Source organism: Neptunomonas japonica DSM 18939, assembly GCF_000422765.1.
GTDB classification, from domain to species: domain Bacteria; phylum Pseudomonadota; class Gammaproteobacteria; order Pseudomonadales; family Balneatricaceae; genus Neptunomonas; species Neptunomonas japonica.
In genome coordinates this window covers 187,304-211,522 of the sequence record NZ_AUGR01000006.1, presented here as the reverse complement: position 1 = coordinate 211,522, position 24,219 = coordinate 187,304, and the positions used below count along the sequence as shown (strand labels likewise).

The 24,219-nt window shown below is 46.1% G+C and carries 22 protein-coding genes and 1 pseudogene; 12 read left to right on the top strand and 11 right to left on the bottom strand.

Translation table 11 applies throughout. From position 1 onward, the window contains the following. The first annotated feature begins 126 nt into the window (after positions 1 to 126). The 4 genes and pseudogenes from G511_RS0106520 to G511_RS24925 all read left to right on the top strand — a co-directional run. Complete coding sequence (locus G511_RS0106520; RefSeq protein WP_051221630.1) at positions 127 to 1,431, top strand: amino acid aminotransferase; 1,305 nt, start codon at positions 127 to 129, stop codon at positions 1,429 to 1,431. Between the two features lie 174 nt (positions 1,432 to 1,605). After that, the gene (locus G511_RS24890) at positions 1,606 to 1,863 is read left to right on the top strand and encodes a VOC family protein (protein WP_342664785.1); all 258 of its coding nucleotides are present in this window, start codon (positions 1,606 to 1,608) and stop codon (positions 1,861 to 1,863) included. Continuing rightward, entirely contained in the window at positions 1,826 to 2,686 is an 861-nt protein-coding gene (gene hppD / locus G511_RS21995) for a 4-hydroxyphenylpyruvate dioxygenase (protein ID WP_342664786.1), read from the top strand. Before G511_RS24890 ends, hppD begins: the two co-directional genes overlap by 38 nt. A gap of 51 nt (positions 2,687 to 2,737) precedes the next feature. After that, positions 2,738 to 2,824: pseudogene (locus G511_RS24925) on the top strand (VOC family protein); the annotation flags it as partial. Between the two features lie 324 nt (positions 2,825 to 3,148). On the opposite strand, the gene G511_RS0106510 reads toward G511_RS24925, so the two are convergent. The 9 genes from G511_RS0106510 to G511_RS0106470 all read right to left on the bottom strand — a co-directional run bounded on the left by G511_RS0106510 (position 3,149) and on the right by G511_RS0106470 (position 11,201). Continuing rightward, positions 3,149 to 3,529 carry a hypothetical protein gene (locus G511_RS0106510; protein WP_211224874.1) on the bottom strand — a complete coding sequence of 127 codons (381 nt, stop codon included), beginning with the start codon at positions 3,527 to 3,529 and terminating at the stop codon, positions 3,149 to 3,151. Between the two features lie 82 nt (positions 3,530 to 3,611). Further along, positions 3,612 to 4,007, bottom strand: a complete 396-nt coding sequence (locus tag G511_RS0106505; RefSeq protein ID WP_028468927.1) for a hypothetical protein — start codon at positions 4,005 to 4,007, stop codon at positions 3,612 to 3,614. Positions 4,008 to 4,634: 627 nt separating this feature from the next. Next, a complete protein-coding gene (locus tag G511_RS0106500; protein WP_028468926.1) occupies positions 4,635 to 5,315 on the bottom strand; it encodes a DUF1826 domain-containing protein in 681 nt (226 codons plus the stop codon). Positions 5,316 to 5,500: 185 nt separating this feature from the next. Continuing rightward, on the bottom strand, positions 5,501 to 6,496 hold the full coding sequence (gene moaA / locus G511_RS0106495; RefSeq protein WP_028468925.1) for a GTP 3',8-cyclase MoaA: 996 nt from the start codon (positions 6,494 to 6,496) through the stop codon (positions 5,501 to 5,503). A gap of 15 nt (positions 6,497 to 6,511) precedes the next feature. Continuing rightward, the gene (locus G511_RS0106490) at positions 6,512 to 7,771 is read right to left on the bottom strand and encodes a bifunctional molybdopterin-guanine dinucleotide biosynthesis adaptor protein MobB/molybdopterin molybdotransferase MoeA (RefSeq protein WP_028468924.1); all 1,260 of its coding nucleotides are present in this window, start codon (positions 7,769 to 7,771) and stop codon (positions 6,512 to 6,514) included. Then, positions 7,768 to 8,904 (bottom strand): molybdenum cofactor guanylyltransferase MobA, encoded by a 1,137-nt coding sequence (mobA, locus tag G511_RS24885; protein WP_156905161.1) that lies wholly within the window; start codon positions 8,902 to 8,904, stop codon positions 7,768 to 7,770. The genes G511_RS0106490 and mobA overlap by 4 nt, the downstream gene beginning before the upstream one ends. Next, the gene (locus G511_RS0106480; protein ID WP_028468923.1) at positions 8,897 to 9,574 is read right to left on the bottom strand and encodes an energy-coupling factor ABC transporter ATP-binding protein; all 678 of its coding nucleotides are present in this window, start codon (positions 9,572 to 9,574) and stop codon (positions 8,897 to 8,899) included. Before G511_RS0106480 ends, mobA begins: the two co-directional genes overlap by 8 nt. Positions 9,575 to 9,628: 54 nt before the next feature. Continuing rightward, positions 9,629 to 10,330 (bottom strand): ABC transporter permease, encoded by a 702-nt coding sequence (locus G511_RS0106475; protein WP_211224873.1) that lies wholly within the window; start codon positions 10,328 to 10,330, stop codon positions 9,629 to 9,631. A 43-nt stretch (positions 10,331 to 10,373) separates the two neighbouring features. Further along, the gene (locus G511_RS0106470; RefSeq protein WP_028468921.1) at positions 10,374 to 11,201 is read right to left on the bottom strand and encodes an ABC transporter substrate-binding protein; all 828 of its coding nucleotides are present in this window, start codon (positions 11,199 to 11,201) and stop codon (positions 10,374 to 10,376) included. 304 nt (positions 11,202 to 11,505) lie between these two features. On the opposite strand from G511_RS0106470, the gene G511_RS0106460 reads away from it, so the two are divergent. Both G511_RS0106460 and G511_RS0106455 read left to right on the top strand, forming a co-directional pair. Then, a complete protein-coding gene (locus tag G511_RS0106460) occupies positions 11,506 to 12,903 on the top strand; it encodes a sigma-54-dependent transcriptional regulator (RefSeq protein WP_028468920.1) in 1,398 nt (465 codons plus the stop codon). Continuing rightward, complete coding sequence (locus G511_RS0106455; protein WP_028468919.1) at positions 12,900 to 15,131, top strand: sensor histidine kinase; 2,232 nt, start codon at positions 12,900 to 12,902, stop codon at positions 15,129 to 15,131. The genes G511_RS0106460 and G511_RS0106455 overlap by 4 nt, the downstream gene beginning before the upstream one ends. 46 nt (positions 15,132 to 15,177) lie before the next feature. Here the strand turns inward: G511_RS0106455 and G511_RS0106450 are convergent, their stop codons facing one another. Together G511_RS0106450 and G511_RS21985 are read right to left on the bottom strand one after the other, a co-directional pair. Further along, a complete protein-coding gene (locus tag G511_RS0106450) occupies positions 15,178 to 16,086 on the bottom strand; it encodes a helix-turn-helix transcriptional regulator (protein WP_028468918.1) in 909 nt (302 codons plus the stop codon). Beyond that, positions 16,083 to 16,952, bottom strand: coding sequence for a formate dehydrogenase accessory sulfurtransferase FdhD (locus G511_RS21985; RefSeq protein ID WP_036551463.1), 870 nt, complete (start codon positions 16,950 to 16,952; stop codon positions 16,083 to 16,085). The genes G511_RS0106450 and G511_RS21985 overlap by 4 nt, the downstream gene beginning before the upstream one ends. 356 nt (positions 16,953 to 17,308) lie before the next feature. Between G511_RS21985 and G511_RS0106440 the strand changes: the two genes are divergently transcribed. The 6 genes from G511_RS0106440 to G511_RS0106415 all read left to right on the top strand — a co-directional run bounded on the left by G511_RS0106440 (position 17,309) and on the right by G511_RS0106415 (position 24,216). Beyond that, a complete protein-coding gene (locus G511_RS0106440) occupies positions 17,309 to 17,758 on the top strand; it encodes a DUF3305 domain-containing protein (protein WP_028468917.1) in 450 nt (149 codons plus the stop codon). Continuing rightward, a complete protein-coding gene (locus G511_RS0106435) occupies positions 17,748 to 18,443 on the top strand; it encodes a DUF3306 domain-containing protein (RefSeq protein ID WP_028468916.1) in 696 nt (231 codons plus the stop codon). The genes G511_RS0106440 and G511_RS0106435 overlap by 11 nt, the downstream gene beginning before the upstream one ends. 282 nt (positions 18,444 to 18,725) lie before the next feature. After that, the gene (locus G511_RS0106430; protein WP_028468915.1) at positions 18,726 to 20,426 is read left to right on the top strand and encodes a 4Fe-4S binding protein; all 1,701 of its coding nucleotides are present in this window, start codon (positions 18,726 to 18,728) and stop codon (positions 20,424 to 20,426) included. A gap of 19 nt (positions 20,427 to 20,445) precedes the next feature. After that, complete coding sequence (locus G511_RS0106425; RefSeq protein WP_028468914.1) at positions 20,446 to 21,075, top strand: TorD/DmsD family molecular chaperone; 630 nt, start codon at positions 20,446 to 20,448, stop codon at positions 21,073 to 21,075. 47 nt (positions 21,076 to 21,122) lie between these two features. After that, positions 21,123 to 21,323, top strand: a complete 201-nt coding sequence (locus G511_RS0106420) for a twin-arginine translocation signal domain-containing protein (RefSeq protein WP_028468913.1) — start codon at positions 21,123 to 21,125, stop codon at positions 21,321 to 21,323. A 28-nt stretch (positions 21,324 to 21,351) separates the two neighbouring features. Further along, complete coding sequence (locus tag G511_RS0106415) at positions 21,352 to 24,216, top strand: formate dehydrogenase subunit alpha (RefSeq protein WP_028468912.1); 2,865 nt, start codon at positions 21,352 to 21,354, stop codon at positions 24,214 to 24,216. The last annotated feature ends 3 nt before the right edge of the window (positions 24,217 to 24,219 follow it).

Sequence of the window (24,219 nt, the reverse complement as noted above, 5' to 3'; positions counted from 1 at the left end):
GGTCACTACAGATCGTTTACCACCTCTACTTACTATCCCAATGCCATATTCACTAATGCGATAACAGACACAGCGGGCTGTATTAAGCCTAAGCCTCTCCAGCAAACTAATTAAAAGATAATGTATATGAATTTAAAACCGCTAAAGGGTGCTCTCGACAATCGCCCAGACATCGTAAATCAAACCATGAACAGCCGCGCTTTAGTGCCGAAAACCCAACAAAAACTACAACTTGGTTCAATCACAACGCACATCAAAGAAGACCCCATATTTGAGCTGTTACAGCAGTTTCGACAAGACAGCCGCAGTAATAAAATTGATCTAGGCATAGGCGTCTATCGAGATCACATCAACCAATCACCGGTTTTTTCAGCCGTTAAACATGCAGAACAATGGCGTGTCGATACCGAAGAAGATAAGACCTATATTGGCCCCCTTGGTGACCTTCCCTTCTGTCAAGCTATTGCTAGTTTAGCGCTAGGCGAAGATCTTGTTGAAGTATTAACAGACAGACTAGCCTATGCGCAGACTCCCGGAGGGGTTGGCGCATTACGTTTAGCGTTTGAGCTGTTGTCAGAAAATAACGCCGATAGATCACTATGGCTCAGCGATACGACCTGGCAAGTACACCTTCCTATCGCCAATGCTGCAGGGCTAGCGCAGCAAAGATACAGCTATTACGACCCTGCAAAAGGCCCATTGGGCTTCGAAGCGCTGCTGGACAGCCTTAATTCAGCAAAAGCAGGCGACGCCATTCTGTTACAAGCGAGCTGCCATAACCCTACAGGGCTCGATTTAAGCAACGATGAATGGCACAGGCTGGCTCAATTTTGCGCACAAAAAGAACTATTACCCATCATTGATATGGCTTACCACGGACTAGGAAACAGCCTAGAGGCCGATCGCCAAGGTCTGCAGATTATGGCTTCTGAACTACCCGAGTTATTGCTCTGCTATACCTGCTCTAAGAATTTTGGCCTGTATCGTGACCGCACAGGAATGGTGATGGCTATCACAGCTGATGCTGAGCGATGCTCAATGGTGTCAAAGCAATGGATGCAACTAGCAACCCAACACTACTTTACGCCACCAGCGCATGGAGCAAGTCTTGTTAGAAAAATACTCAATAATAATGAGTTACGAAAACTCTGGGAAACCGAACTAGAAACGATTAGCGCCCGATTACGCGACGTTCGACACAATATATTCAACACACTAAGCGAGTCTGTTCCCGATAAAGATTGGCGCTTTCTGATAGATGGCAGAGGTATGTTTGCCTTATTTCCGTTGTCGGCAGAGGAAATTCTACAGTTACGTGAAGAGTACGGCATCTATATCGTTAACAACGGACGAGTAAACTTATCTGGCTTTAACACGCTTAATTTTTCCAGAGCAATGCAAGCAATGGCTAATGTCTTAAACAAGCAATAAAGAACAAATACAGAGAATTAAAGAAGCTTGAACGATGTGTAGTAACGAAGATTAAAATCACTCAATGCCACAATGAAACTTACCCTTGTACTATTGAGGTAAGTAATACCTAAAACCAAATTCTAATAAAACGCACCTTCATCTGATTTTAAGAATGACCAAAGGGAGTAAACAATGGCAGATTTATTTGAAAACCCAGTAGGCTTAGATGGCTTTGAATTCATCGAATTTTCATCACCTGAAAAGGGCCAACTAGAAACCGTATTTACAGCGATGGGTTTTACCCATATTGCCAATCACCGCACTAAAGACGCGCAACTATGGCGTCAGGGCGGCATTAATTTAATCGCGAATTACGAGCCAAAATCAGCAGCATGGTACTTTGCTCGTGAACATGGACCGTCCGCATGTGGCATGGGCTTTCGCGTTTAAAAATGCAGTAAAAGCATATAAGCACTTATTGGCACAAGGCGCTGAACCCGTTCTAGTCGAAACGGGCCCTATGGAACTGCGTCTACCAGCAATTAGAGGTATTGGCAGCGCGATCATCTACCTTATTGACCGATATGGCGATGAATTATCTATTTATGACATTGATTTTGAATACATTGATGGCGTAGGCCGCAATCCAGTGGGAGCAGGCTTCAAAGTAATCGACCACTTAACTCACAACGTGTATGGCGGTCGCATGAAATATTGGGCCGATTTCTATGAGAAGTTGTTTAATTTCCAAGAAATTCGCTTCTTTGATATCAAAGGTGAATACACCGGGCTAACCTCCAAAGCACTAACGGCACCAGATGGTAAGATTCGCATTCCGCTTAACGAAGAAGGCGAAGGCGGTAAAGGGCAAATTGAAGAGTTCTTAAGAGCATTTAATGGTGAAGGTATTCAACATATTGCTTTTAGTTGCGATGACTTAGTTACATGTTGGGATCGCTTAAAAAAAATGGGCATGCCTTTCATGACAGCGCCACCAGCAACATATTATGAATTGCTTGAAGGTCGCTTACCTAACCATGGAGAGCCTGTTGAAGAACTTCAAACACGTGGCATATTAATGGATGGCACCACTGAAGGTGGCCCTCGATTACTGCTTCAAATATTCTCTGAAACCCAGTTGGGTCCAGTATTCTTTGAATTTATTCAGCGCAAAGGCGATGACGGTTTTGGTGAAGGTAACTTTAAAGCATTATTCGAATCTATTGAACGTGACCAAATTAATCGTGGTGTATTGAATACTGGGAAAAAATGAGAAAAAGGGGGGCGTCAGAGCCCCCCACTCCAACTAAATGGTTTTCATCATGTAGCTTATCGCTGCAAAGATGCTAAAGAGACTGTTGAGTATTATCAAAACGTTCTCGGTATGCGAATTACGGGACAGTCTACTTAAGCTACGCGCGCACTTTACATACGGATCGCACATAGCGTTTTACTAAGAGTGATGTAGTTTGATCCAAGTATCGCACACAGATATTTTAAATAGGCATTGGATAATGACTGATTAATACCGGGCGTTTAAAATAGCTATAGAGATCGGCAATTGGCGCAAGCTTGCCAAAACGCTAATCTGGTTCGACTCAAAGCCATTTAAGTCGCAAAGCGATCCAAAGCAGGCATGGTGTTCCCCACAACACGGGCCGAAATGGAAGCGCGAAGCGCTGGAGTGGAGGTCCGGCCCCGAAGGGGCAAACGTGCTTGTGCTTGTTAGCTGCATTTAGAACTCCGGATTTGTTTGACCTAAAAGCTCAAATTCGTGCGATAAGCCTGCCATGAACTCATTTGTGCCAACAATTAAGGCGCCTATGACTTGTTGATCATCGGTTTGCTCGGCCTGGATTACCACGACATTTGATTTTGTATTTGTTTCGCCGTCAGTGTGAATTGCATATTGTGGTATTTGGATATTCATTGGAACGCCAATATTGACACCTTCTGATTGTAGTAAGAAGACGGCAGCACCCTCATTTATATCTGTTTCTGTTGCAGGCCTGTCAGCAACATATTTAATTATTGATAAATCTGGCCATTGCACTTTTGTTTCTCCTTGTGCGATAGATGAAATTATTAATGCAGCAATAAATATAATCTTTGTCATTGTTGACAGCTAACGCCCAAAGCAACGGCGCGCGTTAGCGCGTCCAGCCCGCAGGGCGATGCTGCCTTTGCTTGTTAGTGGCTTACCCAATTTCAACCTCTGTGATATTTGGGTGTTTTTCAAATAACTCTTTAAAATAAACAAAACACTCATCAGAAGTGCTCATTTTATTTTTACCAAAGAGCTTTTCTTTAAAGCTACGATATTTGTCGACTTGGAACACCCACTCTAGCTCAGCAGCTGGATCGTCGCCTTGCTCGAAGAAAGTACAAGATCCAATGAGATAATTGTTGCCCTCATATTCCAATTCGCTGTACCAGCCCCAATCTTCCGCGTCGGGTTCGGAGATCACAAGTTCGCTTCGCAGTTCTTTTCTTAACCATTCCAAAAGCGACAACCCATATATAGGATTTATAGGATTCTCTTTCTCTTTTGAAACATCAAACATGGATGTCTTGAAATGAATAGCTTGATTCATGAGTCTTCCTGCCCACTAACAGCTAATTATATAGACCGGGGCCTTATAACTCTTTGGCCCCATTAACAAGGGTGAAAAAATCAAAGATCGCGGCACATAATCTTATAAATCAATAACCTGAAGAGCTTATGGAAGTGGCGTTGATAGACAAACGAAGCCTCCATGCTCTTGTTGTTATTCATTCCGTTGTTTGTGAGCATAAACGATTTTCTTTAAAGATCAATATGTTAACGCTACTTTCATCCTTATTAAGGGGAAGGGGGTCCACTGAACAAGGGGCTGACAGCAATATCATTCACAAATACTGTATCTAAACGCTCATAAAATCGAGCCTATTAGGCAGCAGGATCAGCCTATTATTCGTCCCCTTCTTGAGCTGCGGGTTAGCTGATGCGATATTATATTAGCAGTACCTTAAATTCTGCTTTTGGCACACTGGAGACATAAAGCATCGCCTACCAAAGTTCACTGATAACACTTCAAGTTATCTATAACTGACAGCATAGTAATCAGATTGATGTACCGCTAAGGTCTCAACATTAAGGCCTATTTAACCCCCCTAAAAAGTCAGTCCCCCATAATACGTGTGTAACTACTGCGGATAGGTTTACACAGATCTGTCTCTACTCAGGCAAAATCCATCGTTACAACAACGCGCTTCTCACCCAATGTTAAGGCTGGAGATCGATGGACCGCACCAAACCCGTCATTGCCGAACCAACCATCGCCTTTTAACAGCACAACGTCACCCTCACTGGCTTGTTGAATACTAGCAGCGTGGGGGTATAAACCCGATTCATCATCGCTTAACCCCATGTTACCTGCACCGAGTTTACTGCGATCCACACTGCAATTGCCGAGCCATTCCGTTCCTTGCCCATAATAAGTTGAAACCAAACGACAGCCCAGTTTATCGGTATGAAAACGTGGGCACATCGCACGGTCTAACACTTGTAACCTTAGGCCAACTTCACCAAGATCGAACAAGCAGCTATACATATCCAATAACAAAGCTAGGTCTTCTATAAATGCGGACTGTCCCGCCAAATCTGGTAGTAAAGATGTAAGCGACTGTGTTGGCGTCTTATGACTGAGAACTGAGCGTAGATTAAAGTTTGGATTGTTATCTACTAGTTTTTGACAGTAACTGGTGACTTCACCGGGCAACGAGCGTTGCAATATCACCAAATTTACCTGCTCTTCATAGATAGTTGTTAGCACCTCAGGAGAGTCCCCTGTTATATGGTTATCTTCACTCTGGTAACTTTTTACATAAACATTACTTTCTACTAGCTCCGCAGCACCCACACAATCACCTATCCCATAAAATAAAAATTTAATTGTTACACTATAACATAACAATTTAAGGATTAAGTAATGAAAATAAAAGTGATGGATTCGGCCATGCCAGAAGGAAAATATTGTTAATGCACTTGAGGTAGAAGGCAATTCTTGATGCCTCGTGTTATCTATACGAGGCATCAAGCAGACAATTATCCCCCCGTCATATTCATAAAACGGACTATCTGCACATCACCATCAGACGTAAAGCGGTGCTCTTCGGGCTTATGCTCGATAGCTGTGCGAATCGCCTGCTTTAAGCGTTCGGTATCTCCCGGGTAGCGGCGCAGAATTGCTTTTAGGTCAACGGAGTGTTCATTACCCAAACACAAGAGCAGTAAGCCTTCAGCCGTTACGCGTACACGATTACAGTCACCACAAAAGTTATTGCTATGAGGAGATATAAATCCAATACGGCTCTCACTATCGCCCATGCGCCAGTATTTAGCAGGGCCACCACTGTTCTCGGTCGTAGGTAGCAGAGGGAATTGCTCGGTAATGAGCTCCTTTACCTGCTCACTGCTAAAATAGGTTTCAGCTCGGTCATGCTCTGCAATCACACCTAGAGGCATCTCTTCTATAAAGCTAAGATCTACCTGCTTCTCTCTGGCAAATTTAACGAGCTCGACGACTTCATCATCGTTGCGGCCTTGTAGTACCACCGCATTAAGCTTAATCCCCTTAAAGCCAACGCGGCAGGCGGCATCAATACCCGCAATCACCTGATGTAAATCACCGATACGTGTCAGTGCTTTAAAGCGTGTCTCTTGCAAACTGTCCAAGCTGATATTAATGCGTGTTAGCCCTGCATCTTTAAGTTGTTGCGCATAACGGGGCAACTGCGATCCATTAGTGGTTAAACAAAAGTCCTTCAAACCCGGTAACGCACCCACTCCTTTAAACAGCTTTATAACATCCCTGCGTACCAGTGGCTCGCCACCGGTAAAGCGGATTTTACTAATACCCAGCTCAGTAAATGCTTTTGCAATCATGTGTATCTCTTCCAGTGACAACACTTGCTCACGCGGCAAGAAGGTCATTTTCTCACTCATGCAATACACACAGCGAAAATCACAGCGATCCGTTACTGACATTCGAAGATAAGTGATCTCTCGTCCAAATTTGTCTATCAGCCGTTCACTCGCCATGTTTCACCTTCATCTTTACAGTAAGTCACTAAAAGGCTGGATCAATACACGATCACCTGCCTCAACTTCGCTATATTGCTCTTTGATCTCTATCAAGCAGTTGGCTTGTATCATAGAGGTTAAAATTCCGGAGCCTTGTGCGCCCGTCGTGCGCACCACCAGTTCACCTTGATCATTTATACGGTATACGCCACGGCTATAATCAATTCGCCCCTCACGGGACTTAATTGTTTCTTGTGCAATCGCCGACATTTTATGTGGCTGCCAATCCAATTGCCCCATCATTTTTCGTAACGTGGGCTGCACAAATTGCAGAAAAGTTACCATTACAGCTACCGGGTTACCCGGTAAACCAAAGAACGGTGTATCACCTACCGCCCCAAACGCTAACGGCCTACCAGGTCGCATAGCTACTCGCCAAAAAGCGATATCACCCACAGCCTCGAGTGCCTGCTTTATATAGTCGGCCTTCCCCATAGAAACACCGCCCGAAGAGATAACCATATCCGCTTGTGTGGCAGCACTACTCAGCACCCGCTCCATAGAGGCTTGCGAATCTTCAATAATACCTAAATCAACAACATGGCACCCCATACGCTGCAATAATCCGGTCAGCGTAAAGCGATTGGTATCATAGATGCAATTTTCTGGTAATGGCTGCCCTTGAGCGACAACTTCATCACCTGTTGAGAATATAGCTACACTGAGCTGCTTAAAAACACCAACTTGCTGCTTACCCAGTGATGCTAACAAACCTTGCTCTTGCGGGCGAATCAGGCAACCCGCCGATAATGCCACTGAACCTGCCTTTATGTCTTCACCTTTTTGGCGTACATGCTGGCCAATTTTCACCGCATCAGAAAATGCTATCTGGTTGACATCTCGTTCAACCGCTTCTCGAATAACAATAGAGTCGGCACCTGCGGGTAATGCTGCGCCTGTCATTATCTCAACCGCTTCATCAGGCGCTAAAGTGCCATTAAAAGCACCACCCGCAAACACTTGCCCAACAACCGTTAGCGTGTATGACTCCTGACTGGAAAGATGCTCAGCGCAAATAGCGTAACCATCCATGGCAGAGTTAGTATGTTGAGGCACATTAAAAGAGGACACTTCATCTTGTGCCAACACTCTGTTGTGCGCTTGGGAAAGCGCTACCATTTCAACCTGAGTAGGCTTCGCTATTTGCGCTAAAATACGCGCAATACTCTCTGTAACCGTGAACATTCCACCGGGATTTGCTGCTGGGTCAAAGCAGTTGCCAGTACGACTCATAATTTGTCTCCAACAGCCGCGTTGTGAAAAGAGCCACCCTTAATACCCTTTTCATTTAGGTATGACAAAATAAAAGCGACAATGCTCCCTATATTATTCAAATCCAATAAGGGTAGGTCACGTACAAGCTGAATAGCTTCATCACTCGCCACTGCAATAATGTTTTCATCCTCGCCATGTAATTGAGGTTTATTAACTTCTCGCCGGTACAGCTCAATTTTAGGGAATACCTCTTTTTTAAAGCCTTCGACCATCACCAAGTCTAATGCGGAGTGCTCCAACTTATTAAGCATACTAGAGAGTGATGGCGTAGCACTTTGCGGCTCTTCAGACATTAAAGCCCATCGCTTTGAAGAACAGATCAGCATCTGATCAGCACCGGCATGGCGTATTTCATAACTGTCTTTTCCGGGGTGGTCCACGTCAAACTGATGATGAGCATGTTTGATCACACCCACCCGAACACCTCGTGCTTTTAGTTCAGGTAGCAACTGCTTAAGCAGTGTCGTTTTGCCTGTGCCACTCCAAGCAGCCAGTCCAAGTAGTTTAGGCACCTGCTGCAACTGTGCGATATCATCTTTGCGGTTCACATTAACAAAAGCATCAGGGTAATCAGAGAAATCCACTTCAACCATGCGCTGTTGTACGTACCAACGATCAATCTTTCTCTCACCGGTTGCCAATATCGCGCGCACGCTTTCTAACAGCTCACGCTTAATTAAAGCCACCACCGGCTGCAGACGCTTACCATCATGCGCCACTGCGATTTCTACATCACTTTGCTCTGCCTTAGCGAGCATACGTGTGACTAACTCTTGCGGCAGAAAGGGTCCATCACAGGGGATAAATAACACCCAATCCGTTGTGGCATGATGCAAACCAGTAGCAATGCCCATTAAGGGTCCTTCGAAACCGCCTTCAAGGTCAGTCACGACTGGCAAACCCAAAGTGCCATAGGCATCTAAGCTGCGGTTTGCATTAATCAAGCAACGCGATACTTGTGGTAATACCCTATCCAACACATGACGAATGAGCGGCTTGCCATTGAGGTCAGCCCAGCCTTTATCAACACCACCCATCCGCCTGGCCATGCCCCCCGCCAATACAACGGCAGTAATCTGCTCACTATGCATAACGTTTCACCTGCGTTAGTGACTCTACTTCATGCAAAGCGCCATCCTCTAACTGAAGATGTCGGTTACACAGCTCAGTCACTGTATTGCTTTGATGGCTAGACACCATGATAGTCGTCCCCTGCTCTAACAACTGCCCTACTAACTCGGCAACAGTACTCACCGAGCGACGGTCTAAATTGGCTGTTGGCTCATCAAGAAACAGCAAACGCGGAGCCAAAATCCAAGCTCGTGCCAGAGCAAGGCGTTGCCTTTCACCACCGGATAACGAATATGCCGGTTGTTCTGCCAGGTGCTCTAAGCGCGCCCATGCTAACGCTTGCTGCACCTTGTTTTTAACATCATGCCGATTCCCCTTACGCAGCTTTAAACCATAAGCAACGTTATCAACGACGTTACTCATGAAAACATAAGGCGTTTGATGCAGATAAATAACGTCTGGATGAAGGCGATCAGACCACCAGCGGCGATGATTTGGCGTGACTGAAACATTACCACTACAAGGCTTTTCAAGCCCTGCCATAATTTTCATTAAGGTCGTTTTACCGACACCATTTTCACCTTTTAAGTGCAGGCTCTGGCCTTCTTGAACATGAAGTTGCTCGATGCGAAATATCTCACGAGTTCCAAAGCGCTTCACAAGGTTATCTATTTTTAATTCAAGTCCCACGCTACTTTCCTCATAAAATCATTTCCAAGAACACAAAACAGCTCATTTATTCTTTTAGATCAATTGCCCTTTACCGCGCACCGAAGCCAACGTGAAGTTCAAAACAAGCGCCAACATTAAGAGAACTAACCCGAGAGCAACGCCTTGCGAGAACTCTCCTTTACTGGTTTCTAATGCAATAGCGGTTGGTATATTGCGGGTATAACCCAAGATATTTCCGCCAACCATCATTGAGCAACCCACTTCAGATATGATGCGGCTAAAGCCAGCCAACATCGCCCCCAATAGAGAAAACCGCGCTTCACAGGCAATGGTTAACGCTGCCCGCCCGCAATGAGCACCCAGTGTGCGTGCTGTTTCCCAGGCACGCCGGTCAATTCCCTGAAACGCAGCATGACTCATACAAACCAACACAGGAAAACAAAGCAAAACCTGCCCTATCACCATTGCCGGTTGGCTAAATAACAGATGTAACTCGCCAAAAGGGCCGCTACGAGACAGCAACAAATAAAGCGTCAACCCCACTACCACAGTAGGAATAGCCATCAATGCATTGAATAATGCGATGACCATCCAGCGCCCAGGAAAATCAACCATTGCCAACAAAAAACCCACAAAAATAGCCGGTACTGCAGATATCAAAATAGCGGTCATTGAAACGCAAAAAGACACCCATATGATGCTCCATAGCTCAGTATTACCGCTAAATAGCAGCCTGATGGCATCAATACAGGTGTCGAGTAAACTCATCTCCATCAGTAATCACTGCTCACTATCACAAGCGACATTGCATTCATCATTACTGAGCCGTCACGATTTGTTGAGCAGAGCCATGAAACAGCACTTCTCCATTAATACGAAAATCATTAACCATTTTCTGCCCTTGTGCAGACACTAACCACTGCGCTAACGAGCGTGCTCCCTCAGTATTAAGCCCTTTGTAACGCTCAGGATTCACTAACATCACCTGGTACGGGTTAAACAAACGCTTATCCCCTGCAACCATCAGTTCAAGATTCAAACGCGCCTGGTAAGCTAACCATGTCCCACGATCGGTCATGGTGTAACCTTGCAGCTCATCAGAAACCTGTAACACTTTCCCCATGCCTTGGCCTATCTGCTTATAACCATCAAAGGTAGGGGCTGCATCTGCCGCTTTCCAAAGAGCTAACTCTTTCTTATGCGTACCTGAATCATCACCACGAGAGATAAACTGTGATTTACTCGCAGCGATAGCGCGCAATGCCTGCTCTACATCCATGCTGCCTTTGATTTTTGCCGGATCACTAGCTGGTCCAACCACAACAAAATCGTTATACATCACGCTTTTTGCTTCAATACCGTGCCCCTGATCGATAAAAGCTTTTTCAGCAGCCGGGGCATGAGTCATTACAAGATCCACATCACCGTCCCTACCCATGCGTAACGCTTTGCCCGTTCCAACAGCAATCACATGAACCTTAACACCGAATTTTTGCTCAAACACAGGTAATAATTTATCTAGCAAGCCTGAGTTATACGTACTGGTAGTGGTTGCTAGGCGAATGATATTTTCTGTAGCACTAGCCCCTAACGAGACACTCAACAACAGCACTATTGAGAACAAACATGAGATCCATTTTTTCATTATTGCTTACTCTTTAATAAATTTTTTATCTGGCTAGTTAGCTTTAGAGCAATTTAAATGCCAACCCAATACGACACAAAGCCAATGCCCAAAAGCCATTTAAAACCCCGCTATTACGAGGTTTCGATAGGTAATAAGCGGTGATTTTATTTGATTAATACTAAATCGAGACAATAGTCTTAACTGCAAAAGCGATTAATATGGGTCATAATGACCAACCGAAAAATAGAGAGGGTCAATTTGTCCCTCTCCAATATGCTTTTGATCGCGGCGCTACCCATAAAGGTCATGCAGAGAGACTTAAATGAAATCGGATTCAGATAAAATTAGCCCATCCCCTATTGCTGTTTCTGTATTGGTAGTCGATGACGAGCCTGGGATGTGCAGCTTTCTTAATAAAGCGCTCAAAAAGAAATTTGCTTTAGTTGAAACCGCCGGCAGCATTGAAGAAGCCGAAGAGTTACGTAAACGCTGTCACTTTGATTTGCTGATTGTCGATATAAAATTACCGGGACGCTCTGGGATGGAGTGGAGCGAAGCAATGGAACAAACCAAGCGTAGTAGCGATATTATTTTTATGACGGCCTTCGCTGATCTTGAAACAGTCATCAAAGCACTTCGTGCAGGTGCCAGCGACTTCATCCTCAAACCCTTCCGATTAGAACAGATGATGAATGCCGTTGAGCGCTGCCTAGAGCGCCGCGCTATGACTCGGGCGAATTTTGTTCTGCAACGCGATGTTGAAAAAGCTTTCCCAATTACCAATATGATGGGCAACAGCCCCTCTATACGCCAAGTACAGGAAGTTATTCATCGTGTAGCTCCAACACCTTCTGCCGTCATGATTGAGGGTGAATCTGGTACAGGCAAAGAACTCGCTGCCAGAATGCTGCATCAATTTAGTAACCGCAGCGGTGCATTTGTACCCATTAATTGCGGGGCCATCTCTCCTGAGTTATTGGAAGCAGAGCTCTTCGGCCACACCAAAGGCTCTTTTACTGGCGCCCTCAAAGCACGCGATGGACTATTTAGCTTTGCCAATGGTGGCACACTATTTCTTGATGAAGTGGGTGAAATGCCCTTACTAATGCAAGCAAAGCTACTGCGCGCCTTAGAAGAAAAGGCAGTGCGCCCTGTCGGTAGCGAGCAAGAGATCAGTATTGATGTGCGTATTATTGCAGCAACTAACCGACAGCTAAAAGATGAAGTATCCTCAGGACGCTTTCGTGAAGATCTGTATTATCGTCTCAACGTACTTAGCATTACCTTGCCTCCACTAAGAGATCGCCGCGAAGATATACCTGAACTCATCCATCATTTTTCAAATACGTTATCGCTTGAATTAGGGCTTGCAGCCATTCCTTTTAGCCACGACGACCTCAAGGAAATGCAGCATTATCATTGGCCGGGAAATATTCGCGAGCTCAAAAACCTCATTGAACGTTGTATTTTATTAGGAAAATTGCCGGCCGAGTACTTCCGTGAGCAAAACGCAAATGACTCGAAAACAACAGGCAACTTTGCAGGGTGGACAATGGACGCTGTCGAAAAGCAGCATATCCTACTTACCCTTGAGCAACATAGCGGCAATAAATCCTCTGCCGCTCGTGCACTGGGTGTTTCAAGAAAAACACTAGACCGTAAACTAACGAGCTGGGCAAGTGAAGAGCAAACGACAACCGAGTACGAGAGCGCTCTATGATCTGGGCCTTGTGGCAAAAAATTAATAGCTCGCTACGCAACAAGCTATTATTACTGACCTTGGCGCCTCTCATATTAACTGCCATTGGCTTTGTCATTATGGCCGCCTACTGGGCCAGCAGCTATACCGATCAGCAGCTCTATATGAAAGTCAGAGCTGATCTTTCAGTAGCCAAGGGTACGCTGGACATAATGCAACAAGAGCAGCTCAATGTGCTCACCCAGCTAGCAGGTAGCTACGAGTTTCGCACTAATCTTCAGCTTGATAACCAACGCGCTATTCAAGTACAAATGCTCGAAACACGCCAAGGGCGTCAACTGGATTTTTTGCGCTTTCTCTCTACCGATCTAATTGCTGATATCAAAGACCCCGCACTAGCGCCGCTACTGCCCCGCCTATATCGCGGAGAGCCGTTAAAAGGACTCACAGTACTTGATAAAAAAATGCTCGACCTCATCAGCCTTGGTCTTGAGAAACAAGCCCAAATATCCTTAACGGAAACACCCAGAGCCATCCCTACTAACCGCTTGATTGAAGATAAAGCGATGGTTATTAGGACATTACTACCCGTTAAAGATGAATTTGGTGAGCTGATCGGCATACTCGATTCTGGCAGTATTCTTAACAACACCACACGTGCAGTCGATACCATTCGTGATCTAGTTTATGGCCCCGGCACTCTTCCAGCAGGCGGTATTGGTACGGTTACACTCTTTCTTGATGATGTTCGCATAAGTACCAATGTGCCACAAAACCAAAATTTTTCTGACAGCCCGAACGCTGCTCATGATGACAACTCAAGCAATAAAAGACAGATGTCTCTGCAAGAGCGCGCTATTGGCACACGCGTATCTGCCGAGGTGCACAACTACGTCATGACACGCGGCTTAACCTGGATTAACCGCGCCTTTGTCGTTAATGACTGGTATATCTCTGCTTATCAACCTCTCATAGATTTAACCGGCCAGCGCATAGGTATGATCTATACCGGTTTTACAGAAGCACCGTTCAGCAGGATTTATTATAAGACGCTGTTTGAATCAGGCAGCCTGATTGGGCTCATTATGCTGATATCCGGGTTTGTAATACTGCAACGTACTCGTGTACTCATCAGCCCTCTGGCTCGCATCCACTCTGTGGTGACAGCGGTACGTGATGATGGATCCATACACCCGAGAATTGGCAAGTTGGACACCTCCGATGAATTAGTTGACCTAGCCCATCAATTTGATGCCATGTTAGATTTACTTGAAAGCCGTGAGCAGGAAATACTGCAAGCTCACGATCAGCTAGAGATTACCGTCGAAAAACGTACCAGCTCACTACGCAACCGAACAGACGCACTTAAACAACATATACGCTTACTAAAAACCACGCGAAAGAAATTATTAGATAATGAAAAACTGGCAGTATTAGGCGAGCTAACCGCCGGTATTGCTCATGAAATAAATAACCCAGCGGCGGTGATACTCGGCAATATGGATTTACTGGTAGCAGAGCTAGGAGATGCAGTAGAGCCTGCTCAAGAAGAAGTCGATATGGTCATTCGTCAGGTGTATCGTATCCGCTCACTGATCAACAACCTGTTGCAGTACAGCCGCCCAGATCACTACGTAGATAGTTACCAAAGCCACCAGATAAACCAAGTCATTGATGACACTCTACTCCTAGTCTCTCATGCTCTGGAAAAGCAACAGGTCAGTATAAAGAAAAGTTACAATGCTAGCTGCTCTGTACAGATCAATTACCAGCAAATCCAGCAAGTCTTAGTTAACCTAATTCTTAACGCGTCACACTCACTAACTGAGCCTGGCAGCGTCCAGTTATACACTTCTGATTGGATCGAGAGTGATGATGCAGAGAAAGACAGCATCGACAAAAAAGGTGCTGATAATGAGAGTACACAAGGCAATGTTAAAGGCGTCATTATTCGCGTTATAGATAAAGGACTAGGGATTAGCGAGCAGAACCTACAGCATATTTTTGATCCCTTCTTCACCACAAAAAAGAGCGGTACCGGTCTTGGCCTATCTGTCAGTTACGGTATTGTGCGCCGCCATGGCGGTGATATCAAAGTATCCTCAGTCGTTGGTGAAGGCACTGTATTTTCTGTGTACCTATTACACCGCGCCAATATCTCTACAGACAGCAAACTGGAAGGGATACTTGACGGATTGACTGCAGCAGAGCGTACCAATCGCCGCTCACTCGCAGATGAACAAACCTAAGAAACACGCAGCACTAACTAGTTATTTTGGTGCTGCCTTATTTTAGTTATTCACCCTCAGAGTTCCAGACTAACCGCCCACTGCGGCTAAGGTCATATCCTTGCAAACGATGCGCTAACATAACGCCCTCAGAGCCCTGCAAAAATTCGAACAACTGCTGTAACAACTTCCTAAAATACACACTGCGTGGCACCACAAGATCAAAGCTCTCTTCACACACAGGAATAAACCCTAAACCAAATTCCTTAGCAGCACTGAGTGTACCTGGGCCAATATCGGCTTCTCCCCGAGCAATCATAGACACCATCTCACGCTCTGAATACGCGGTATTAGTGATCGTTAGCCGCTCAAAGGGATATGAGTGGGTCATCAACCATTCCTTTAAAAAACGCTGAGATCCTGCTCCTTTTTGTCGTACCGCCCAGCGCGTATTATGATCTAGCGCTGTTGTTGGATCTTCAAAACGTGATTGATCTTGCGCACGTACAATGAGTCCTTGGCTGCGGCAAAAAAGATGAACGAGTATCCAATTCTTAGAGGCACTGTATTGCTGGATTAACGCAGGGTGGCGTACTTCACTTTCTTCCGCTCTGCCCCAATGAATCACACAGGCGTCGGCATGCCCTTGCGCCAACAACTCAAGCCCCATTGTTGTACCCGTTACGGTATAACTAAACAGCGCTTGCGCCCTGAGCTGCTGTGTAAGACGAATGGCCGCCGCTTGTAGCAACGGATCATCACTCCCCCCTAAAATCAGGCGATCTGTCATCAAACCACCATGACAGCTATCCAATAACCAGCGATCCACCAGCACCTTAGGAAACAGCCATTTTCCGGTCAGCTTTGTTGCAGGGATCTTCCCTTCAGCTGCCATCACATAGATTTTTTTCTCATTAAGATGCAGATATTCAGTCAATTGACGAACATTTAAAAAGGTAGGGGGTAACTCGCTCACGATACAGCTTCCGTTGCTTTTATTTTGACGTCAATTTTAGGTGCAGACATAGCATCTAGCAGCAGTGAATCTTCACCGCTAAATACTAAGAAGTGCTTACCCTTGGCCCGCGCTAACATAATAATGCCAAGTTCCTTCGCTAAGGCTAACCCCATTTGAGTAACACCTGAACGCGACAGCAATATAGGAATACCCATCTGCGCCACTTTAATCACCATCTCAGAGGTTAAGCGCCCTGTGGTATAGAAAATTTTATTCTTTTCATTAATGCCGTCGAGCCACATTCGCCCCGCTAGCGTATCAACCGCGTTGTGACGCCCCACATCTTCCACAAAGGCAACGACCTCCTCACCCTCACAAATAGCACAACCATGCACTGCACCTGCATTTTTATAGGTTTCATTGTGCAGATTAAGATTATTAAGGAGTGCGTAAACGGTACTCTGTTTAATGTCAGCTTTGGGCAGCGATACTTCAGCAATTTTATCCATTAGGCTGCCGAACATAGTCCCCTGCCCACAACCGGTTGTTACTGTGCGTTGCTGTAGTTTTTCCTCCAGCCCCGGTGGCTCGCCATTAGTAACGACAACCGCCACTTCAACATCCCAATCTACCTGAACAGCTCGCACCTCATCCAAGGTAAGAATAAACCCTTGATTACGCAAATAACCTAGCACCAGTGCTTCAGGGTCACTGCCCAGCGTCATCAGAGTGACGATTTCACGCTTGTTGAGATATATCGTTAAAGGGCGCTCACACGCTATCTCGACAACACGAAGCTCACCCTTTTCATCTAATGCCTGAACCGACTCTGTTAAATTCGTTGCGGCCTTACTCAATACCAACTGTGTATTTTGACTGCTCATTAGCATACCCGTTAGTTTTTATCCGTTATGACTAACTTTGCAATTTCTGTTCCTGCCAAGCGGCTTACGAGCAATACCCAGCCCCTTTCCACGAAACACCAGTAAATACAGACAAATACAGACATTGCTGACTAAAGGATTACTCGCCCCATGGGCCAAAATGTCCCACACACTTTTATATCTGTCCCTTTTTTACCACTCAGGTTCAGATTCAAACCTACTCGCCCCCTTTATCTGCTTTTCGCTGACCAAGCTAACCTCCCTATGCGCCGCGTCCCAACAGACTATTAACACTGAACAAACAGTGCTGGCCCATCCCTTGCTAAGGCTTTAAATACATTTACAACAGGAGCCGGATGATGTCCGCCAGCAAAAGCATTGATCGTTGGCCCATGCAAATAGCCCTACAGCATGAACCTGTGCTGACTCGCGGTTGGGAAACAGAGCGCTGGAGTATTAAGGAATTAATACCCAGATCAGATGAGCGAGAAAGCTACATCAATATAGATTTAGAACTCTATAAAGATGAGCGTACGGCATATCGCTTTAACCTGAACTCAGCATCACCTCACCTTTTTGTGCTCTGTGATGAAGATGAAACAGACGGCACATTAACTCCCGTGCACATGACTGCCAGCCAAGATGACGCCGCTTCATTTATGGACGGTGAGCATCAGATATTAGAAACACCTATGCCAGCCGCCGTTCAATGCTGGGTAGATAGCTACCTAGGAATACATGGCGAGCTTATAGACGAAGGCAAGAAAAAGAAAAAAAGAGGCAAGGGGCGCAGTAGTGAACGATAAGACTTTTATCTCTCGCTGGTCTCGCCTCAAGTCAGAACGAGCAGCGCAAGCGCTAGAAACCAAACCTAATCAGCTGGACGACACACTCCTTGCATCACAGAGCAAGCTACAAGAGCGCACTCTTGTCGAGAGTGCCTCTGGCGACTCATCAATTGAAACAACTCCCCTGCCGCATGAAAGCGATGCAGATAAAAGCAACACAAGTGAAAGCAGCACAGAGGAGAACCTTGAGTTAGCCGACATTCCACCACTCTCTGATGAAGACATGCCCCCTTTAGAAAGCCTGAGTGAAGAGTCTGATTTCAGCCAGTTTTTCTCCTCGGGTGTTAGTGATGAGTTACGCAATTTAGCACTACGCAGGCTGTTTAACTTACCGCAATTCAATATTCGTGACGGCCTCAATGATTATGACGAAGACTTCAGCAAGATGCCGGCATTAGCACAAGAAGTTGCCGCCAAAATGCGTAGTTGGATGCATGAAAAACAAGATGAACTTACAACAGAGCTCACATCAGAAGAGCAAGAAACGCTAATACCAAAACAAAACGAACATCTCTCATCACAAGAGAATGAGAAACAAACACAAGAAACGACCACACCTGTCAGCAACTCATTGACTGATAAGGAGATAGAGACACTTGCAGAGATAGAAGATGATCTTGGCGACGCAGACTTGGAAGGCTAACGCGCCGAATTGACACACACGCCACAGGGCAGGCAGACAATATGTCCCACAGTGAAGCAATTCGTAACATAGCGCCCTGGTCTACACCCATTTTAAGGCGCTTTTTTCAGATTTTTCTGGTGTCGCTTTTGCTTTATTTATATCAGTGATTTCAATCTGTTCGGGTGAGTACAGGTTGGCAACCCTAACAACATGAATAATAAGCAGCCGCCGATACCAAAGACGGACTGTCCGTAACCGCTAAAGGTTGCACATGTTGTCAGTGGTCAGGTGAGGTATTAAATGACAAACGAGCAACCCTTGAACAGTCTGACACAGCAAACCGCACGCCAAACAGCGCAAGCGCGTGTCACGCCGCCACACAATTTAGCACCTGCCACGGTGAGCTTTAGCACCCAAGGGCACCTGTTAATTACTGGCCCAGAAGATATGATCCGTCTTGCAGCCGAACAGCTACAAGAGATGGCCAGCATCACCCTATTGTGTACCGAAGCAATACAAAATACCGACACGACGCATTTAGAACAGGCATTAGCCGCGGCAGCAAACCTACCCGCCTACCAAACAAAAATAGAAGGTATTAAAGGCTTTTTAGGCCAGTTCCAAGTCATTGTTCATCATGAAGAACAATCGATTGAACTTGCCAAACTCACTCAAAACCGCGCTACCTTTGATTTAGTTCTAAACGTGGGCAAAGAGTCATTATTTGTAAATGCTGAACTGGCACCTGCCGGTTATTTCCATATATCACCTCATGCAGATAACTTCAGTGAAGTAATACAGCAGCTTCCTGAATACATTGGCAAATTTGAAAAACCACGCTACTTTCAGATCAATAATGACATTTGTGCGCACTCAAGCCGAGGGCAAACCGGATGTACTCGCTGCTTAGATGTATGCCCAGCAAACGCTATTAGCTCGATAAAAGATATCATCAATATTGACCCGCACATTTGCCACGGTGCAGGAGGATGTACAACCGCGTGCCCAACCGGTGCAATCACATACACACTCCCACAACCAGCTCGCTTACTAGACTATATTCAAAAACTTTTACTGGCTTACCAAGAAGCTGGCGGCACGCAACCTGCCCTATTACTTCATGATCACGAACAAGGCCAACAGATAGTCACTGAGTTGCTGCCACAGCTACCTAGTAACCTTATACCCATTGAACTAGAAGAAATAACCTCAGCAGGCCAAGAAATATGGCTTGCAGCATTGGCCGCAGGCACTAGCCATATATTGTTGTTAGATACACCGGCTGTACCTGAATCCATTCACACACTGCTTAACCGCGAAGTAAAACTCACGCAAACCATGTTAAGCGGTTTGGGCTACCAGCCTTCTCAAGTCCAAGTGATTGGTCGTGAGCAGCTGAGTACAGACTTGCCAGAACAATTGAATGGCCTGCTTACCCAGCAAGCAGTACCAGCGGCTTTCAACACTTCACATGAGAACAAACGCGACACACTGTTTGCTGCGCTAGGTCACCTAGCTGAAAACGCACCTCAAGCACTACCCGAACACCTCACCCTGCCGGCGGGTTCTCCTTTTGGCCAAGTCTCCATCGACTCCTCAAGCTGCACATTATGCTTGTCCTGTGTTGCGGTCTGCCCGACGCAGGCCCTGACCAGTGGAGGGGAAAAGCCGGCGCTTAATTTTACTGAAAAAAACTGTGTTCAGTGCAACCTGTGCGAGCGCGCCTGCCCCGAAAATGCCATCACCTTAGAGCCACGCCTGTTGCTTTCGGATACACGTAAGCACGCTATCGAGATCCATACAGATGAAGCTTTTGAGTGCATCACGTGCAGTAAGCCTTTTGCACCCAAACGTACTGTCGAAAAAATGCTCGATAAGCTGAGTGAACACCGCATGTTTCAGGGGGAGGCTATTAACCGACTAAAAATGTGCGAGGACTGCCGGGTTCAAGACATTTATGTCGACCTAACACAACACCCTGAAAAGCAACTTGAACTGTAAGATTAAGGAGTCAGAGACCATGAATATGATTAACGCGACTCCTGCTCTGCAGGAAACCGACCAGTTAAGAGCCGACATCTACGCCCTGCTCGCCACGCTGTTGCGCCAAGCACCAAACGGCGATCTGCTCGAGTGGCTAGCAAGCCTTGAATCTGATCAAGACGAAGACACACCCATGGCGCGCGGCTGGAGCACGTTAGCACTGGCCGCTAAACATAGCCGACCCCAACAGCTTGATAATGAATACCATCACCTTTTTATTGGCGTTGGTCGTGGTGAGCTTATGCCTTTTGCCTGTTGGTACTTAACCGGGTCACTCATGGAAAAGCCTCTCGTTTTACTACGCGAAGACTTAAACCGACTCGGTTTTGAGCGCCAACCCAGCGTTAAAGAACCGGAAGATCACATTGCAGCGCTGTGCGAAGTAATGAGCTTACTCATCACTAACGGCCATGGCTATACAGCACAACACCAGTTTTGGCAGCAACATTTACAAAGCTGGGCTACTAAGTTTTTTACAGATTTGCAGAATGCGGATAACGCTGTGTTTTACACCGCTGCCGGCTTGTTAGGCACCGCTTTTATGCAACAGGAAGATAACTGGTTCCTGCAGTTATCACCTGCCGCACGTGAGAGCGGACAACAATAAAAACAGGATGCTTAACCACTAAGCGACTTACAGAGCGGAGATAAATTATGAGCCAGCAAGAAAAGCCTGATACAGGGCGTCGCGGGTTTCTGAAAACACTGGGACTAGCAGGAACAGCCGTTGGCGCTGTTGCCGTTACCGGCACCGTTAATGCACAAGTAACCGCAGAAACAGAAGAAGAAACTAAAAGTTCTGGTTACCAAGAAACGGAACATGTTCGTAGTTATTACGACACATTACGTAACTAATAATACGAACAGGTGAGGATCTGAGAATATGAGACTAACAAAAAAATCTGATCAGCCGTCCGCTACGTCCAATACATCGGGACTAGGCCTGAGTCGTCGGCGCTTCTTGCAAAACTCTGGTATCGCTGCCGGTGGTGTAGCAACAGCAGGCATGATGGCACCCGGCATGATGCAGCAAGCACAAGCAGCCATCGTACCCACAGGAGCACCAACAGAAGTAAAACGTACGATCTGTACTCATTGCTCAGTTGGTTGCGGTGTTTATGCCGAAGTACAAAATGGTATTTGGACAGGCCAAGAACCTGCTTTTGATCACCCGTTTAATTTAGGTGCTCATTGCGCTAAAGGCGCAGCCGTACGAGAACACGGCCACGGTGACCGTCGTTTAAAATACCCAATGAAGCTGGTAGATGGCCAATGGAAAAAGCTCTCATGGGAGCAAGCTATCGATGAAGTCGGCGACAAAATGCTGCAAGTTCGCCAAGAGTCTGGTCCAGATTCAGTTTACTGGCTTGGCTCAGCAAAATTCAGCAATGAGCAGGCTTATCTATTCCGTAAATACGCGGCTCTTTGGGGTACCAATAACGTCGACCATCAAGCGCGTATTTGCCACTCAACTACCGTAGCCGGTGTTGCAAACACCTGGGGTTATGGAGCGATGACCAACTCGTTCAATGACATCCATTTTTCTAAATCGATTATTCTTATTGGTTCCAACCCTGCAGAAGCTCACCCCGTAGCGATGCAGCATATTCTGCGTGCTAAAGAGCGTAATAAAGCACACATCATCTGTGTTGATCCGCGCTTCACCCGAACAGCTGCTCACGCTAATGAATATATTCGTATTCGTCCGGGTTCTGATGTTGCGTTTGTCTGGGGCCTGTTGTGGCATATTTTTGAAAACGGCTGGGAAGATGATCAGTTCATCCAACAGCGTGTTTATGGCATGGAAGAAGTACGTGAAGAGGTCAGTAAATGGACACCGGAAGAGGTTGAAAATGTTTCCGGTGTTAAAGGCGATCAAATGCGCCGCGCCGCTAAAGAGCTAGCTGAAAACCGCCCGGGTACGATTATCTGGTGTATGGGAGGAACCCAGCACACCACGGGTAACAACAACACGCGTGCTTACTGCATCCTGATGTTGGCTTTAGGCAACATGGGTAAATCGGGTGGCGGTACTAACATCTTCCGTGGCCATGATAACGTACAGGGCGCGACCGACTTAGGCATTTTGTCGCATACACTACCTGGCTACTACGGATTATCTGATGGCGCTTGGAAGCATTGGTCTAAAGTGTGGGATGTCGATCTAGAGTGGCTTCAAAACCGCTTCGATCAAAAAGTTTATCGCAAACTAAAGCCTATCAATAACAAGGGTATTCCTGTTTCTCGCTGGATTGATGGTGTGCTTGAAGATAAAGCGCAGATCGACCAAAAAGATAACCTGCGTGTCATGGTATGCTGGGGCCACGCCGTCAACTCTCAGACACGCGGTGTAGAGATGAAAAAAGCGATCGAGAAACTCGATACGCTGGTGATTGTTGACCCTTACCCAACACACGCGGCGGTAATGTCTGATCGTAAAGATGGTGTATATCTGTTACCCGCCTGTACTCAGTTTGAGACATCCGGCTCAGTGACTGCCTCCAACAGATCAATTCAATGGCGTGACCAAGTCATTGAGCCACTGTTCGAGTCGAAACCTGATCACGAGATCATGAACTTGTTCGCTAACAAATTAGGTTTTGGTGAAGAGCTTTTCAAGAATATCGAGATTAAAAACGGCCAACCGGTCATCGAAGACATTACCCGCGAAATCAACAAGGGTATGTGGACAATCGGTTACACCGGTCAAAGCCCTGAGCGTTTGAAGCTGCACCAGAAAAACTGGCACACCTTCAATTACGATACACTGAAAGGTGAAGGCGGCCCTATATCCGGTGAATACTACGGTATGCCGTGGCCATGCTGGGGAACCGCGGAGCAAGGGCACCCAGGTACACCAATCTTGTACGATACCAGTAAGCCTGTCGCTGAAGGTGGATTAACCTTCCGTGCCCGTTTTGGTGTAGAGCGCGAAGGTCAAAACCTACTCGCTGAGAACTCATTCTCTAAAGATTCAGATATCAGAGATGGCTATCCAGAATTTAGCGATAAACTGCTGAAAAAACTGGGCTGGTGGAATGACTTAACTGCAGAGGAAAAAGCCCAAGCTGAAGGTAAAAACTGGAAAACCGATCTATCAGGCGGTATTCAGCGTGTCGCTATCAAGCATGGCTGCTCACCTTTCGGTAATGCTAAAGCACGTGCCGTGGTATGGACCTTCCCCGATAAAGTGCCACTTCATCGTGAGCCACTCTATACACCACGCCGTGACCTAGTCAGCAAATACCCAACATGGGACGACTCTGAATCCATGTACCGCCTACCAACGCTGTACAAATCAATTCAAGACAAGGATCTTTCTAAAGAGTATCCCATTATTCTCACATCTGGCCGCTTAGTTGAGTATGAAGGCGGTGGTGAAGAAACACGCTCTAACCCGTGGTTAGCGGAGCTTCAACAAGAGATGTTTGTTGAAGTAAACCCTGTTGATGCGAACAACATGGGCTTTCGTGATGGTGACGATGTATGGGTTGAAGGTGCTGAAGGCGGCAAGGTTCGCGTTAAAGCATTAGTCACTCGTCGTGTTGATGAAGGTGTGGTGTTTATGCCGTTCCACTTCGGTGGCCACTTCCAGGGTAAAGATCTCACCGATAAATACCCTAAAGGTGCTGCACCTTATGTGACCGGTGAGGCGGCCAATACAGCCACCACATACGGTTATGACCCAGTCACTCAGATGCAGGAAACGAAAGTTACCTTGTGTCGTATCAATAAAGCTACCGCATAAGGG